The sequence below is a fragment of the Radiobacillus sp. PE A8.2 genome (genome assembly GCF_045635475.1).
Lineage (GTDB): Bacteria > Bacillota > Bacilli > Bacillales > Amphibacillaceae > JBJGXI01.
This window is the reverse complement of sequence record NZ_JBJGXI010000041.1, coordinates 1-15352: the sequence shown is the minus strand read 5'-3', so window position 1 is coordinate 15352 and position 15352 is coordinate 1. Positions and strand designations below refer to the sequence as shown.

Below are 15352 nucleotides of genomic sequence, written 5' to 3'. Positions count from 1 at the left end.
CACAACAAAGGAAAGTTGATTACTGAAATGAAAATATGTTTTTATAACCTTAATCCTTATTCGTGAATCTTTTATATTTATTGTTTATAGCTTTTCGCCTATAATTTTTGCGAAATTATTTCCCAACACCTTCGCTTCATCTTCTGGGGATAAATAAAGATGTTTTACCTTTTGAAGTTCAATTCCCGGATGAAGCATTGGACCGTCAGACCCAAATAATACCTTTTCTGCCCCAGCTTTATTAATAGCATTCACTAAACCGTCGTAAAAACGTATGCCTGATGTATCCGCGTACACGTTTGGATAGGTCGCTAGCTGCTCAGCAGTCCGTAGCAAAACATGCCAAATGTTGCGAAAGCTTCCCAAATGAGCAACGATTAAATCCACTTCTGGGTATGCTTCGGCAATCATATCAACACATTGCGTATCATTGGCAGTATCCAATAGTACAGGGATCTTAAAATGTTTTGCCGCATCAAGCACTTCCCTTCCCGGAAACGCTTCTCCACCATGAACTTTAATACCGCGAAATCCGTAATCCTTTACCGCTGTTTCCACAAGCTTTCCGATTCTGCCTCGATCATTAATAGCGTGCACCCTTGCAAATCCAAATAGCCTATCTTGATGTTTATTAACTATTTCTGCAACTTCTGCATTCGCCCTTTCAAAATTCAAGCTATGTACAGGAAATACAACAGTTTTGTCAATCCCTGCCGCTTCTGCCCTTTCTAAATGTTGTTTGATTGGAGCTGAAGTAGTCCACGGCGCAGTCAACTCGTCTCCTTTACCTGCATGACAATGACAATCAATAATCATCAATAAATCCTCCTTAACTTTTTGGCTCTGTTAAAGCTCAATGCTGTTTTGCACTTTGTTGATTGGAACTGAAGACGTGAGACTCCTCTAAAAAAAGACCAATTTTCCTTCGTGCGCTGTGTCGCTGTCGCAGCCTGAATAGTTTCACCAAAAAAATTACCTATCATAGAGTTAGATGTATTAAACATGCGACCTGTGTATCAAATAATACGGATCTTTCTTTAACAATTCAGTTGTATATTCCACCATAAGATGACTATCGATCAGAAAGCTTTTCGCTTGGCCGATCAGCCCCTCTTTCATGATTCCCTTTTCCAACAGCACATCATGTAATACCGGGTATCTTCGCCACGTACCCCATTTATGCAATATAACAGAACGATTTAATGTATTGCCTTGTTGGTTAATAATCATGCATTCCGTGGGTTCCGGTTGTAAATGAAACTTTACATCCGCCAGATCCTCCACCATATGCAGACTCGTATTCGATTTAAGCGTTGTTCCTATTAATAAAATTTTCCCTTTTCTCCGACTTATCCGAAAATACGGACTTCCAAAGCCACAGGGTGTCATACAATCCTCATGTCCAGTTGTCAGGTTAACAGCACTTGCTCCAATCGCCGCTACCGAATGTGTCGGATTTAATGACCGAACAGCATCTGAACGCTTACGAAATGTTTCTGGAATAGCTCCTGTCCAACTCCTAGTTTCATTTACATTGAAAATAGGCGGTTTATTAGGTCCCTCCTCTGCATTACCGGTAATGGTCGGAACAATCACAGTACCTGCTTTCTCGCCAACAGCATCGACAAGAGATTGGATAACCGCATTCGCCCCACCATCCACATATCCTATCGATGACAAAGAGCTGTGAATGATCATTTCCATCCCTTCAGAAATACCTAGCCTTTGAAGGTCCTTGATCAAATCAACTTTAGATAGCGCTTTTTTCATCTCTAATAGCTCCTTTCAAATTGCTGACTACACTTAAAATTATTAGCCCTAGAAGCTAAGCTTTGAGTTACAGATTTTTCACTACGAAAGCTCGCACACAGAAAATGTGGTCTTCTTTTTCAAGAACTGGTACATAACGTTTATGCCTGATGAACATTGAAGCGATCTAGCGAAAGAAATTCACAGCGTTCCAACTATATTAAACATCCAACTTTGGTAGAATAATAATTCGTTTTTTCGAAAAACTTACTAAATGCAGGAAAAAATGTTCGATATAAATTACGTTTGCACTTCTCTATCATGCGTTATTTTTTCAGAATAATTTTTAAAATTACCCCACGTTATGTTTATCCCTTAACAGAACCGGCAATACCTTCAACAAAGTACCTTTGGAAGAACAGGAAAACAATGATAATCGGGATAAACGAAATAGAAGCACCGGCAGCCATTCCACCTAAATCGGCAGTATTTTCTTCGACAAAGCTATACATCCCTACACCTAAGGTTCGAAGATCAGGTCTTTGGATCGTAAATATAAGCGGGATAAGGAAGCTATTCCATGCATTAATAAATTGCAAAATAGCTGTTGAAGCGATTACTGGCTTTGCTAAAGGCAACATAATTTGTAAAAATGTTCTTAAAAAACCAGCCCCATCAATACTAGCTGAATCCTCGAGTTCTTTCGGTAATCCCGAGAAATAAGCCGTAAATAAAAGGATATAAATAACATGAGCCCCACCAACCTCTGCTAAAACTAATCCAAAGAGTGACTTTTCCAAACCTAGAAAATTAATTAACTGCCACATTGGAATAATAGAATATTCATTTGGTATAAACATCGTAGCAATAATAGCAGCTATAAAAACAAGCTTTCCTGGAAAAGCATATCTACCTAGAACATAGCCGGTAAGAGCACATACACTAACAACAATAAAGACGACGAGCCCACTAAAAATTATTGTATTTAAAAAATATTGATCAAATTGAGCTAAATTCCATGCAGTATCATAATTGTTAAACTGAAAAACCGATAATAATTGATCCCAATTCGCTGGCAATAAGTAGCTCCATTCAAATCCATCTGGGAACCAACTTAATGAGCCACCGAAAATCTCCTTTGTTGATTTAAGCGAAGATGTTAGTGTCCAAATGATTGGATAAGCCACAATTAAAGTGATAACAAGAAATATGACATGGAAGAAAATACTTCCGGACTTTTTTAAAATTTTAAACTGTCTCATCTTCATCCATCCTTTCAATAAACTCTCCAACCATTAGTACTTACGACTTCCATATTTTCTAACTAGAATCCCTAATATTATAGAAATAATCATTGTAGCAGTACCGTATACGACACCAGCAGCTGAAGCATAACCCATCCTAGGCAGGCCACCTGAAGTCGGAGAAAATGCGTTTCGATAAATATATAAAGGAACAACATCTGTTGAAAAGAATGGTCCTCCATTTGTAAATGTTTTTACAAGATCAAAAACATTAAAAGCCCAAGTCATTTGGATAAATGCTATTGTTAATAAAAAAGGCATAAGCAATGGTATCGTTAAATAAAAGAATTGTTGTGTGCGGTTAGCACCATCTATTGTTGCTGCTTCATATAATTCTTTCGGTAATGTCTGCAAGCCAGCCAACCAATAAACCACTTTAATACCCAGAGATTTCCATATTCCAACAGCAATTAAAGTGATCATTACGATATCTGTCGAACCCAACCAATTAATTGGATCATTTATAATGCCCACATTCATCAGGAGCATGTTAACTAATCCACCCTCAAAAGCAAACATATGCTTCATAACAATCCCAATAATAGCCATCGTAAGAACGATAGGTAAAAAAAACATCGTTCGAAAAAAAACCGGGAACTTTAAGCTAGGGCTATTAAGGACAAGTGCAACTAGTAACGAGAGTGGCACACCCAAAACTACTAGAAAAAAGGTGTATATAAAACTATTTCCAAAAGCGTTCCAAAAATACGAATCTTTTAGAACCTCTATCATATTGCCAAAGCCAATATAGTCTGATGGCCAACCAATTCCGTTCCAGTTATAAAAGGAGAAATAAATACCAGCAATAGATGGCCAAAGTGTGAATCCTAAATAAAGAATTAGCTGTGGCAGAATAAAAATGTAACACCAAATGTAATGTTTATTATTTAGTCGTGAAGTTTTACGTATATTCCCACGTTTTTGTAAAGAGGATTTTAATTCCACTTTTTGACCTCCTTAATAACTAGGTGGCCCTTCTAGCTTGCAAGAAGAACCACCTTAATTACTTATTGTCTATTCATGACTATAATTTTGATCTCCCTCAAAATCCGGGAACTGAAAGTCTTCTCTGGAAACATCTGCGCCTTCTTCTTGCGCTTGTTTCATTGCTTTATCAAAACGATCATTGTATATATCATTTACTTTCTTCAATTCTGCTTTCCAATCTTCAATTTCACCGACGTAAGCCCCTTGGATGATTTGCCACCAATCCGGTTGAGGTTTTGCAAGTGATCCTTCAATGCTCTTAACCTCTAAACCACCATTCTTTAGTTGCGGGTTCGGGAAATTAATTAAGCTATCTTCCAACGCTTTTGCAAGACTTTGTAATTGCTCACTGTCAGCAGTTTCGTTTTGCTTAGAAATTGGAGAGAGCAACATACCATCTTCTAATTGCTTCTGAAAATAATCCTCGGAGCTTAACCAATCAATTAATTTACCTGCTGCCTCTGGATGCTCTGTTGTCGATGATATATATGAACTAATATAAGAGTGTGGACTGTTTATTTGATGAAATGTCATCCCTTCTTCAGGTACTGGAAGCGTCGTAATATCGTAATCTTCCACACCGCCTAATTCTTTTTCATTAATCCGAACAGCAGAATCGACAAACACATAAAAGGCTACTTGTTTATTAGCAAAAGCCCCCTGCGCATCTTGACCACCAAAGGTTAATGAATTAGGGTGAATTACCCCTGCATCCTTCAATTCGAGCAAGAATTCAAATCCTTCAATAATACCCGGATCATCAAAAGCGTATCTTCCTTCTTTGTAATCAAAACCTTCTATAGAAACAGTAGGATGTAGCGGATTACTCATGCCAATGAACATCTGATACCCATTCGGATCTTTTAAATCCGCTGTAAACCCATATACTCCATCAACTTTTTCAGTAATTGTTTTGGACATACTTAACAGCTCATCCCAAGTCTTAGGGGGTTGATTTGGATCTAACCCCGCTTGCTCCATAATATCCTTGTTATACTGTAAAACATCTCCTCGTTTAGGAAGTATACGAGGAAAACTATAAATCTCACCGTCTATCATGTTGTATCCCTCAATAAATGTTTCTTCAGGAAATCTTTCCTTAAAATCGCTGCTAACAAGTCCATCGAGTGGTTGAATCCATTCATTTTGCACCATATCAGGAAAAAACAGTTGGTTTGGCGGTTGAATTATATCTGGAAGGTCATCTGATGAGGCCAAAGCATAGAAGGAATTTAACCATTGATCACCAGGTGGTGCACGCGTAATCTCTACCTTAATATTTGGATTCGCTTCCATAAATTCCTGTACTTGATTATAGCCAAAATTCCCCTTACTAAATTGACCTGCAGCCATAAACATTTTTAACGTTACTTGCTCATCCCCATTGTCACCTTCTCCGGTATCTACTCCTGTTGAATCTGAGCAGGCAGTTGTAAACGCTACCAAAATTAACAACATAATGACAATTGAAACAAACCATTTCTTGTTTTTCAACATATTCCCCTCCTAAGGTCTTGACTATTAAGAATATTACAACTTAAGAATATCACGATGGATTTTCTATTGTAAGGAACCGCATATTGGTTTTGGTTGCAGAATATTTTTAATTACGGCTGGTTTATCAAAGATTGTTGTTTTTTTACGTATTCGACATAAACTGCGTCTCCTTGAAAATACAAACCAATTTTCTTCGTGAGATGAATCACTGCTGCAGCCTTCCTTGTCCTGCGAGAGTAGTGGCCTAAGTGAGACCCCGTAGGAGCGAAGAGGATGTTCACTCCCCCCTTAGGTGCGCGGATCGGGATCCCTAGCTACTTTGTAGACTAGGTTAAATACAACATATAATAAGCAACAAAGTTTAAGAAAAGAGCTTTAATTAAACTTACCGACTTGATAATGAATTAATAATCGACTTTTTGATAAAGTATCGGAATTCTCAACTCTAATGATGTTCCTTTCCCTTCCGTAGATTCAATTTTTAGATCGTATTTTTCACCATAAAACAATCTTAGACGTTGATGCACATTACTTAGACCAATATGATGTTTTTGTGTAGGATACTGCCAATTATTTTTATCGACTTCTTTTATATTGTTTATCACTTTCTCTAATTTTTCACGTTTAATCCCAACACCATCATCTGTTATTCGAATGATTAAAGATGCTTGGTCCTTTTTAACAGTTAACCAAAGATTCCCTTTTTCCTTTTTAGGTTCTAGACCATGGCTCACCGCATTTTCTACAAGAGGCTGTAAAGTAAAGCGTATTATTGGACAATCTTCTATTTCCTCCTCTACATGAATGTTTGTTCTAATTCGGTCGTTAAATCGAGTTTCTTGAATTTTCAAATAAACGCTTACATGCTCTATTTCTTCATGTACAGTTGTCAATCGATCTGTATCGTGTAGATTATATCGTAACAATTTTGATAAATTTGAAACCATACTAGAAATCGATTTATTTCCATCTATTGTTGCCATTGCATAAATATTATCCATTGTATTATAAAGAAAATGGGGGTTGATTTGTGCTTGGAGTTGTCTGAGTTGAGCTTCCTTTTGAATTATTTTTGAAATATAGACTTCTTTTGTCATATAATCCAATTCTTTTACCATACGATTAAATCTTCTAATCAACATTCCAACTTCATCTTGTCTTTTAACGTGAAGTTGAGAGGAAAAATCCCCTTTTTCTACTTCTGCCATCATAATCCGTAAATCAGCAAAGGGTTTTGTAATACCATAAACTAGGATGGAAATAATTAAAATTGCCGCGATCACACATATTCCAGTTATTAAAATTGAATAATTTCTGTTTTGTATAATCCCTTTATTCAGTTCAGCATAAGGAATTGCACTATAATACGTCCATCCGGACAAGTCTCCCTTTACATAAGTTATTAGTATGTTACTATTACCGATACGATTGTAAAATGAACCACTAGATTTGTTTGTATCATGATTCTTAAAATGGGTTAAATTGGTCCCGACTAAATTTGTATCCGGATGGTAAATGTACGCACCATTTTCATCAGCAACAAAGAAATATCCACTGTCTTTACTCTGGACTTCAAGTGTTTTTTGAATATAATTGGTATTAACATCCATAACCAAATAAAAGTCAGGATTCGATCTGCCCGCAAGTGCAATGCCGCGAATGACGGAAGTCACATTTTCTCCTTTAACAAAATAAGGTTGGTTATGAGGTGGAATGACGTGCGGAAGCGTATCATTAGGTAGATCGTACGGTAAGTTTAGAATTTCCGTATCACGAATTGGTATTCCTTTTGTTGCATATATCGGTCTCTCATTCTGGTTAAAAAGGATAATAGCTTCATAATATGGGTTAAGATAGAGTTTGGATGATAGAAGATCCCTGATTTGATTATATGCTAACAAATCTCGCTCTCCACTATCATTTATATAGCTTTGTACAATAGGATTAAACCAAGTTGTCTGAAAGATACGATTCGATTCAAGAAAATAAGATTCAGAAAGGTCTCTTTTACTCTTTAATGTTTGGATAGTGCGGTCAACCGTATTTCTTTCTAAGTCCGATGCCCAGTTCAAGTGAGTAAACGTCCCTATAATTCCTCCAGTAACAGAGATAATAAACACAAATACTGCGATAAACTTAAATCTAATGGACATATTATTCCCTCAATTCTCTTTCAAGGACCCCCATCCCCATTTTTCACGATATTCATGGGGTGACAAGCCATACTTTCTTTTAAACGCGCGCGAAAAGGATTTTTCATTCTTGTATCCAACTGAAAAAGCAACTTCATATATTTTAAGATGCTTTTTTCCTAGGATTTCTTTTCCCTTTTCAAGCCTATAGTCTGCTAAATACTGACTGTAATGTTTTCCAGTTTTTAACTTAAATAGATTCGATAAATACGATGAATTAAAATGAAGCTTCTCAGCAATATCACCAATTGTTAAATTTGGATTCCCATACTCTTTTTCTATTATTGTTTTAATATAGGAAGTAACATAATTTGAAGAATAGTCAGATTGAACTACTTTGGTTAATAGATCATCCAAATCATCTTGAAGCTCTTTTATATGCTTTCTCTCTTGTACCCAATAAATAGGTATTATGTGCTTCATATTCAATCCGTCTAACTGTTTCTTTTCAAATTGATTTAACACCTTTTCCAATAAAAGAGTTACTAGTTGATGCATCTCCATAAGGGACATACGACTGTTTAGAAACAAAGAAAATAATTTATCAATCTGTTGTTTCAGGATTTCTTCACTCCGTTGATAAATAGCTGAGAGTATTTGTTCTTCTATTTCATTGACTTTAATAAGGTTAGTACGCGTTAAATTAATCTCAAAGCCATGATCAGGCTTATGCATTTCAGTTTGAGTATCTTCTCCATCGAAAAACCGCTTTGAATAAACTGTTAATGCTTCTCTATAACAGCTAAATAATAAATCCCATTGTTTAAATGGTTGACTATATCCTATCGCGCAGTATCTACCAAACAACAATTCAATCTCTCTTTTGGTCTCTTTCAGCCAATCATATCTACTAGATTTAAAAGATGCGGGAATAGGTATAATCGCAGCATATACCCGATTATTAGCATAAAACATAATTCCATGTAATTCCTCTATCACATACGTTTGTAATTTTTCCCTAGACACTACGTCATCAAAAACAAGTAAAATTTTTGGAATTCTTTCCCCTAAGTTTGGTAGACTTTCAATCAAGCGTTCTCTAAGCCTTTTTATATCATCATTATGCCCCTCAATAGCCCGCTGGAAAGTCGATTCTAAGCTTAGTAACAAATTGTATAAGCTGAGAGTGTTTTTTAATTGATCATTATTTTTCTTTTCAACTGCTTTTTTAAGTGCCAATTTTAATTGTTCTTCACCAACTGGTTTTAGTAGATAGTCCACACTACCAAGCTTTATTGCTTGTTGAACCCAGCTAAACTCCTGATAGCCAGATACAATAATACACGATGTATCAGGAAAGTTATCAATGGCAAATTGTGCGACCTCGAGTCCATTGCGCCCTGGCATCTTAACATCAGTAATCAACACATCCGGGGGATTGAGTCTCATTTTATGGATACATTCATCACCGTCCTCAGCCTCATCTGATACATAAAAGTTTTGCGAAATCCTTGAAATAAGGGTTTTTATACCTTTTCTAACCCAAATTTCGTCTTCTGCTAGCAAAATTTTATACATGTATACCGCCCCTTTGATTTAAGCGACCATATCCTCTACTTTTATAATAATAACCCATCCGAAAAAATGGGTGCTTTTTCAGTGGTCTCGAACCACCCGCCTCTACCTGTTGGTTATCTAAAACGGGACAGAAGAACCGTCCCTATGTCCAATCCCTATGTCCAATCAAAAACAACACCTAGCATTTCTCTTGGTTGGTCGCGTAATTTTTCATATGTTTTGACAGCTTTATCGATTGGTATTATTTCTTTAATTAATGACTCTAGTTGTATGCTGCCACGGGATGCTAATCGAGCTACGTTTTCTAAATCATCTTTGTCGAAATGACTAGCCGATATAACGGATATCTGTTTGGAGGTTGCCGCCATAAAGTTATACTTCACTTCTTCTCTTCCACCAATTAATACGATGCGACCAAATTTTTGTAAAACTCCACCGCCCCACTTAACTCCAATAAGTTCATTAAGATTATCAGCACCGGAACACTCTAATACAAGTGAAAAAGGACCATGTTCTTTCAATTGCTTTCGCTCCTCATCTGATCGATAATTAATGATAGTATCTGCACCTAATTTTTTTGCGAGCTGTAGTCGTTCTGGGTTCCCGTCCATGACCGTAATTTGTGATGCACCCATGGCATGCACAGCCTGTAGGGCAAATAAGCCTATCAAGCCTGCACCAGTGATTAATACCCGATCCCCCACCTCCGTTTTACCTCTTCGTGCATCATGAAATGGTACGGAAGCTACTCCTAGTAATGCAGCTGAATGTGGCTCCAAATTCGATGGAAGTTTTACGATTAAATCTGTTTCTTTAGCCAAAATGTATTCAACATGTCCAGTGTTTTTTCCGACAAAAACTAGATCACCAACTTGATAGTTAGTAACATCTGCACCACATTCTACAACTTTAGCTACTGTTTGGTATCCGATTCGATTTGGGTATGGTTGACCATAGGCCCCGTTCATCATTCGGCTTCTTTCTGTTCCATTCGTTAACCCAGAGTATAAGGTTTTGAGTAATATCGTATCTGTTGTACACTCGGGCATTCTTTCTTCTTTCATTTCTACCTTTCCTAGTTCTACAAACCATAAGCCTTTCATGGATATTGCCTCCTAGTAATGTTAGTCCGACACAAACACCGCACGTGCAACATGAGTTGATCCATGCTACCAATCCCTATTATTTATTCACCTAGTTATAGCGTAGTGAATTCAACATTAAAAGACAAGTCTTTAAATTGTCTTTTAATAAAAATAGAGAAATAGGAACGGTTCTTGTCGTCCCCACTCCCATCTATCACATATAAACTCCCACTTGCTTAGTCTTATTCAACAGACATCCCCAAGTGTGAATCGTAGCAAACTTTCTTCATTATCCTTAATCACGCTTGCTTCATCTCTGTTTTCCTCAAATGCTTAAATCTGAAGCAGGACGAAAGAAGAACGATATCGCTTTGCGATGGCCAAAACTCAAAAACCAAGTGAAGATTAAAATTCCATTATTCTACACAATCTTTAATAGTTCTTCTTATAATCATGAACATTTCGTGTCAGTTTAATAATTACTTAGTTTTCTAATAAAGGACGCTACTTCGCCCTTCTAGGACAACCAAAATTTTGTGTTAAGCTTAATACATATAAAGAAGAAAGCACAACGGGCAGATAAAATCCGCTAGTTGTGCCTTCTTTCGCGCAAAACTTCCGATTGTTCCCTGAAAGAACCGTCCCTACAGTCTCTATTCAACCTTAACCCATGATTCAAAATCTTCTAATTGAGCGAAGCCTTCATTATATTCTTTAATTATTTCGGCTCCTCCTTTGTCATACCATTCTTGTGCGACTTGGTCCCATTCAGATATTGGTCTTTCTCCAACAATCATCTTGACATGTTCATCTATGATGAATTGTCTCAAGTCTGCACCTTGCTCTGTTTCTGCTTTCGATTGAATTAGATTTTTTCTCGGGCTATAAGCATCATAGCTTGCTCGCATTTCTTCGGTTAATTTCACTGCTTCTTTTAACAAAGGAACATCGAACTCTTTATATTTTTCAGTAGAAACCCCAGCAGGTAGGTATCCTGTTGCATCAGGTAAATAATGTGCAGGTGCCAAGCCCTTTTCTAATGCATTTTCTTTTACAACGGCTTTCCCATCTACCATGTCGTACCCTTGACCTTCTTCACCATTTAACCAATCAAAGTCTTCGTTATCACCTGTTTGTTCTTCTAGTGGGAAATATGTTCTACCATAGTTGATCATTTCTAGGATTCGTTTCACCTTTTCCGGTTCATCAGCTAAATCAGCTGATAATGCTGTCACACTACTATAACCTCTATTCATTTTAATACCCGTGTTACCTTCTGGATCCTCAAATGGTGGAATCGGAGCTATTTTAGCATCAGGATGTACCTCCGCTAGGGTTCTAGCATAATCTTGGGCGCCCAACCACGTTCCAATAACCCACATACCTACTTTACCTGAATAAAACTCATTGTTCGCTTGGTCCAAGCTCAAGGAATAGAAATCTGGATTTAGCGCACCTTCTTGATAAAGATCATGGAACAATTGAACGACTTCTTTCCAGCCTTCTCCTAGACGGTTTGGAATAACATCACCATCTTCATTCGTTTCACCAAAATACAATTCTGGATCCCAATAAGGTCCCTGTGCATGGAATGGAAAAATGTTATTAGCTAATACAGTAGTAAGAAGACCAGTTGTATCATCTTTCCCATTACCATCTGGATCGTCTTTCGTAAATGCTATTGCAACTTCTTTTAATTCTTCATAATTTGTTGGCATGTCCAGACCTAAGTTATCTAACCAGTCTTGACGAATTGACATCGAATCTGGGTATCTTGAAACATAATTTGGAATACCATAAATTTTTCCACCAACAGATAAACTCTGGTAAAATGGATCAGGAACTTCCTGAAATGTAGAATAATCATCAATATATTCTGTTAAATCTAAAAAGGCACCTTCTTCTGCATATTTAGTAAATTTAGCATCGCCACCAATAAATCCAATTACATCTGGTATCTCTCCAGATGCAAATATTGTAGTAATTTTTTCATCATAACCATTTTTCAATGTATTAGTTACTTGGTAATCCACATTGAACTTTTCATTGATCATTTCTACACCAGGTCCATCCTTTGCTACACCTGACACAGTAAAATCTAGTGCTGTAATGGTAAATTTTTGATCGGATGCATCAGGAGTCTCCTCGCTTTCTGTATCTGCATCACCCTCATCTTCTGTTCCACTCTGCTCTGGTTCATTATTATTGTTATCCTCCGAAGATGTGTCACTTGAGCATGCAACTAATCCAATGGTTATTAAAACAACTATCAAAAGATACATAAGATTTTTTAACTTCATACCTTTTCAGCCCCCTATCAAATTTATCATTCATCCAAATTGTCTCTGCCACACTATGGTGTATGATCCATTCACTGCTCCAGAGCATCACCTCCTAAGCAAAATGTGTTTCAAGGGATAGCTAAAGGATTTATACGTTTCGCAGTAGTATTTTTAATAGCTAGATTTACTACTGGTTGATAACCTTCAGCTTACGCACGCTTATTTTTGAAAGCAAAAAGGACGGGTGTTGAAAACAGTAACTTTTAACAAGTAACGAAATTCTGAAAGGGCAACGTCCAGCTCTAGCGCCTATCCCTTCTCTACACTCTTTGTGAAAAAGAAAGTCACATGAAGGCGCGCCTTATTGCTAGTCAGTATAAACAAGGGACTTGCGCTGTTGTTCGACAGTGAAAATTTATCTTCACACCTCTATTGTTCTACTAATTCCATCGCCTTCCCAACTAAGAAATCCTCCATCTCTAGGCTGTACGGTACTCTACTTGCCTCATATCCCTTTTCTGGTATTAAACTCATGGACGGGATATAGCCTGCATTTAAATTTGTATAGCCGCAAACCATTACCGGCCGTTCAATCAATTGAGCTTTTATCCGCAAGCCAATATCCACACAAATTTCACCGTTCATTCCTATAAAAAGAAATTCTGGTCCAATACTAACTACTTGTACCTCACATGGTTTCGTTTGCCTGTAGTTACCGTTTTCGTCCATGGATTCTAACGTTAATTTGGCAAGTCTCGCCATACGTCTCATTGGCCCTTTAAATGGCGCGTTTCCTTTTTCGTCAAACATTTCATTTAATACTGGTAATTGTACTGTGTCAATCTTTGTATCAATCGACCCTTGAATTTTTGCCATTGGATTTTCCAACACTTCCTGAACGGACAAGGCTAGTTCACGTCCAAATTGTTTCACTCGATCAAGTCCACCTTCAAATGTGAAGCTATAAGGTTTGTCCTGATTCTCATTCCACCCTTTAATTTCTCCAGCAGCTCCTTGCATAAATAATGCAATGGCACCATCATACTCCTGTTCAATTTGTGCCATTGCATAGCCAATGAAGTCCCCGCCATAATAAGGACAACGTATTGTCGTAGGATGACATGCATGATTAAATAATATAGCCATCGTTTTTCCAGTTTCATCAACAGCTTTTACTACTAACACATCTTCATCAATTGGACCATATGGATTAATACTCCATTTTGCATATCCATCTCTGTTTTTACCACGTCGATTCACGCTAATACTTGCTTTTCCTTTCCCAAAATATAGCTCCGCATCCTTTGCTTCTGAGAAAGTCCTAGCAATGAGTTCGACTGTTTTTTTAATAATATCCTCGTAAATCTCTAATTCAGGATCAGGGGCTGGTACATTATGTGTATGAGTGGTATTGAAAACTAATTTATCTGCTGTTAATCCATATTGCTCGTGAAGCATTTCTCTCATACGCTCAATATTTTCATCCCCCCAATATAGTAATTCACCACTGATGAATGCAACCTGATTTTCACCATCATCAATCGTCATGACCCTTGCAGTAAGTGGCATGTAAGCTCCCTTCGCCAATATATCTGGACTTCCTTGGCTCGGCATACTGATACCATTTGGAGGTGTTATATCTGCCACTCCAATTCCAATTTTGTATCTATTATTTTTGTCCAATGTTCATAACTCCCCTCAGCTTTTTTTAGAATTCAAGATTTTTTCACTTCTTTAATTTATGAAAATTTTATTCTATAAGGGTCTTCACCAGGTCATCTTAACCCTCGTATATCTCCATTGACTAGTAGGTGCTGGTTTCTTAAATAGTTCCGGTCCAAATTGCTCGATGGAGCTCGTAGAAATTTCCCCTTAGCAACAGAATCTCTTATACTATTTTTAATCTAGAGTTAGTGTTTTCAAATTCCTGTTTTATGCGGTTTAACAAATTCGGGTCCTTGTATAAATCGACAGTAGTCATAGCCATGGCTTTTACAGCTTGGATCATTGACTCCTGCCCACGCTTTGATCCTACTGCATTTGTAAACGCTTGTGTGTGCGTTGGCGACGATGTGATATTAATAAAGCCCATGATGGAAGGAATCTGTTGACTTAGATTTCCAAAATCTGAAGAGCCTAGTTTAAAAGGTGGTTCTAGTTTGTCTACCTGTAAGCCTAAAGAACTTAAATTATCTTCAAAGGCAGATATAAGTGAAGGAATAGGAATGTCTGGTAAATAGGTAGGCATGGATGATCCAATTTTCAACTTAGCTCCCGTAGCTCTAGCAGCACCATGTGCACACGCTTTCACCTTTTCAACAATGTCCTCCATATACGCTTTATCACGAGCTCGCACAAAAAATTCTCCTTTCGCATAATCAGGTATACTATTTCTAACTTTGCCACCGTCAATTATAATTCCATGTATACGAACGTCTTCTCTTACCTGTTGCCTTAAGGCGTTAATATTGTTATACGTTAAAATTAATCCATCTAATGCATTTATTCCTAAATACGGGAAGGAGGATGCGTGTGCTGTTTTACCAAAAAACTCAAATTCCAAAGCTGTTCTTCCAATGCATGGCCTATTTGCAGTGGTAACACTATGTGCGTGAAACATCATGGCAACATCTATTTGTTCAAATACCCCTTCTTTAATCATTGGTATCTTTCCGCCAGTTGTTTCTTCAGCTGGTGTACCGATCACTGATAGATTAAAAGATTTTTCAGGTAAAACC

11 protein-coding genes are annotated in these 15352 nt (G+C 37.3%); all 11 read right to left on the bottom strand.

Going from position 1 to position 15352, the window contains the following annotated elements:
* Positions 1-84 precede the first annotated feature (84 nt).
* On the bottom strand, positions 85-816 hold the full coding sequence (locus tag ACI6MV_RS18740; RefSeq protein WP_407271848.1) for an amidohydrolase family protein: 732 nt from the start codon (positions 814-816) through the stop codon (positions 85-87).
* Between the two features lie 180 nt (positions 817-996).
* Positions 997-1770, bottom strand: coding sequence for an AAC(3) family N-acetyltransferase (locus ACI6MV_RS18735; RefSeq protein ID WP_407271847.1), 774 nt, complete (start codon positions 1768-1770; stop codon positions 997-999).
* Between the two features lie 347 nt (positions 1771-2117).
* Positions 2118-3011: a carbohydrate ABC transporter permease gene (locus tag ACI6MV_RS18730; protein WP_407271846.1), complete on the bottom strand. Its 894-nt coding sequence runs from the start codon at positions 3009-3011 to the stop codon at positions 2118-2120.
* A gap of 33 nt (positions 3012-3044) precedes the next feature.
* Positions 3045-3998 (bottom strand): carbohydrate ABC transporter permease, encoded by a 954-nt coding sequence (locus ACI6MV_RS18725; protein ID WP_407271845.1) that lies wholly within the window; start codon positions 3996-3998, stop codon positions 3045-3047.
* A 69-nt stretch (positions 3999-4067) separates the two neighbouring features.
* Positions 4068-5534, bottom strand: coding sequence for an ABC transporter substrate-binding protein (locus tag ACI6MV_RS18720; protein WP_407271844.1), 1467 nt, complete (start codon positions 5532-5534; stop codon positions 4068-4070).
* Positions 5535-5941: 407 nt separating this feature from the next.
* A complete protein-coding gene (locus ACI6MV_RS18715; RefSeq protein ID WP_407271843.1) occupies positions 5942-7690 on the bottom strand; it encodes a sensor histidine kinase in 1749 nt (582 codons plus the stop codon).
* A 9-nt stretch (positions 7691-7699) separates the two neighbouring features.
* Positions 7700-9247: a response regulator transcription factor gene (locus ACI6MV_RS18710; protein WP_407271842.1), complete on the bottom strand. Its 1548-nt coding sequence runs from the start codon at positions 9245-9247 to the stop codon at positions 7700-7702.
* A 155-nt stretch (positions 9248-9402) separates the two neighbouring features.
* Entirely contained in the window at positions 9403-10350 is a 948-nt protein-coding gene (locus ACI6MV_RS18705; protein ID WP_407271841.1) for a zinc-dependent alcohol dehydrogenase, read from the bottom strand.
* Between the two features lie 635 nt (positions 10351-10985).
* Positions 10986-12632 (bottom strand): extracellular solute-binding protein, encoded by a 1647-nt coding sequence (locus ACI6MV_RS18700; RefSeq protein WP_407271840.1) that lies wholly within the window; start codon positions 12630-12632, stop codon positions 10986-10988.
* Positions 12633-13043: 411 nt separating this feature from the next.
* The gene (locus tag ACI6MV_RS18695; RefSeq protein WP_407271839.1) at positions 13044-14297 is read right to left on the bottom strand and encodes a hypothetical protein; all 1254 of its coding nucleotides are present in this window, start codon (positions 14295-14297) and stop codon (positions 13044-13046) included.
* Positions 14298-14502: 205 nt separating this feature from the next.
* Positions 14503-15352, bottom strand: an 850-nt coding sequence (locus ACI6MV_RS18690) for a M20/M25/M40 family metallo-hydrolase (protein ID WP_407271838.1), incomplete at its 5' end; no start/stop codon positions are given.

Coding starts and splice junctions, on each gene's coding strand:
- ACI6MV_RS18735 (WP_407271847.1), bottom strand. CDS start 1,770: ATGAAAAAAGCGCTATCTAAAGTTGATTTGATCAAGGACCTTCAAAGG.
- ACI6MV_RS18715 (WP_407271843.1), bottom strand. CDS start 7,690: ATGTCCATTAGATTTAAGTTTATCGCAGTATTTGTGTTTATTATCTCT.
- ACI6MV_RS18705 (WP_407271841.1), bottom strand. CDS start 10,350: ATGAAAGGCTTATGGTTTGTAGAACTAGGAAAGGTAGAAATGAAAGAA.
- ACI6MV_RS18730 (WP_407271846.1), bottom strand. CDS start 3,011: ATGAGACAGTTTAAAATTTTAAAAAAGTCCGGAAGTATTTTCTTCCAT.
- ACI6MV_RS18740 (WP_407271848.1), bottom strand. CDS start 816: ATGATTATTGATTGTCATTGTCATGCAGGTAAAGGAGACGAGTTGACT.
- ACI6MV_RS18710 (WP_407271842.1), bottom strand. CDS start 9,247: ATGTATAAAATTTTGCTAGCAGAAGACGAAATTTGGGTTAGAAAAGGT.
- ACI6MV_RS18700 (WP_407271840.1), bottom strand. CDS start 12,632: ATGAAGTTAAAAAATCTTATGTATCTTTTGATAGTTGTTTTAATAACC.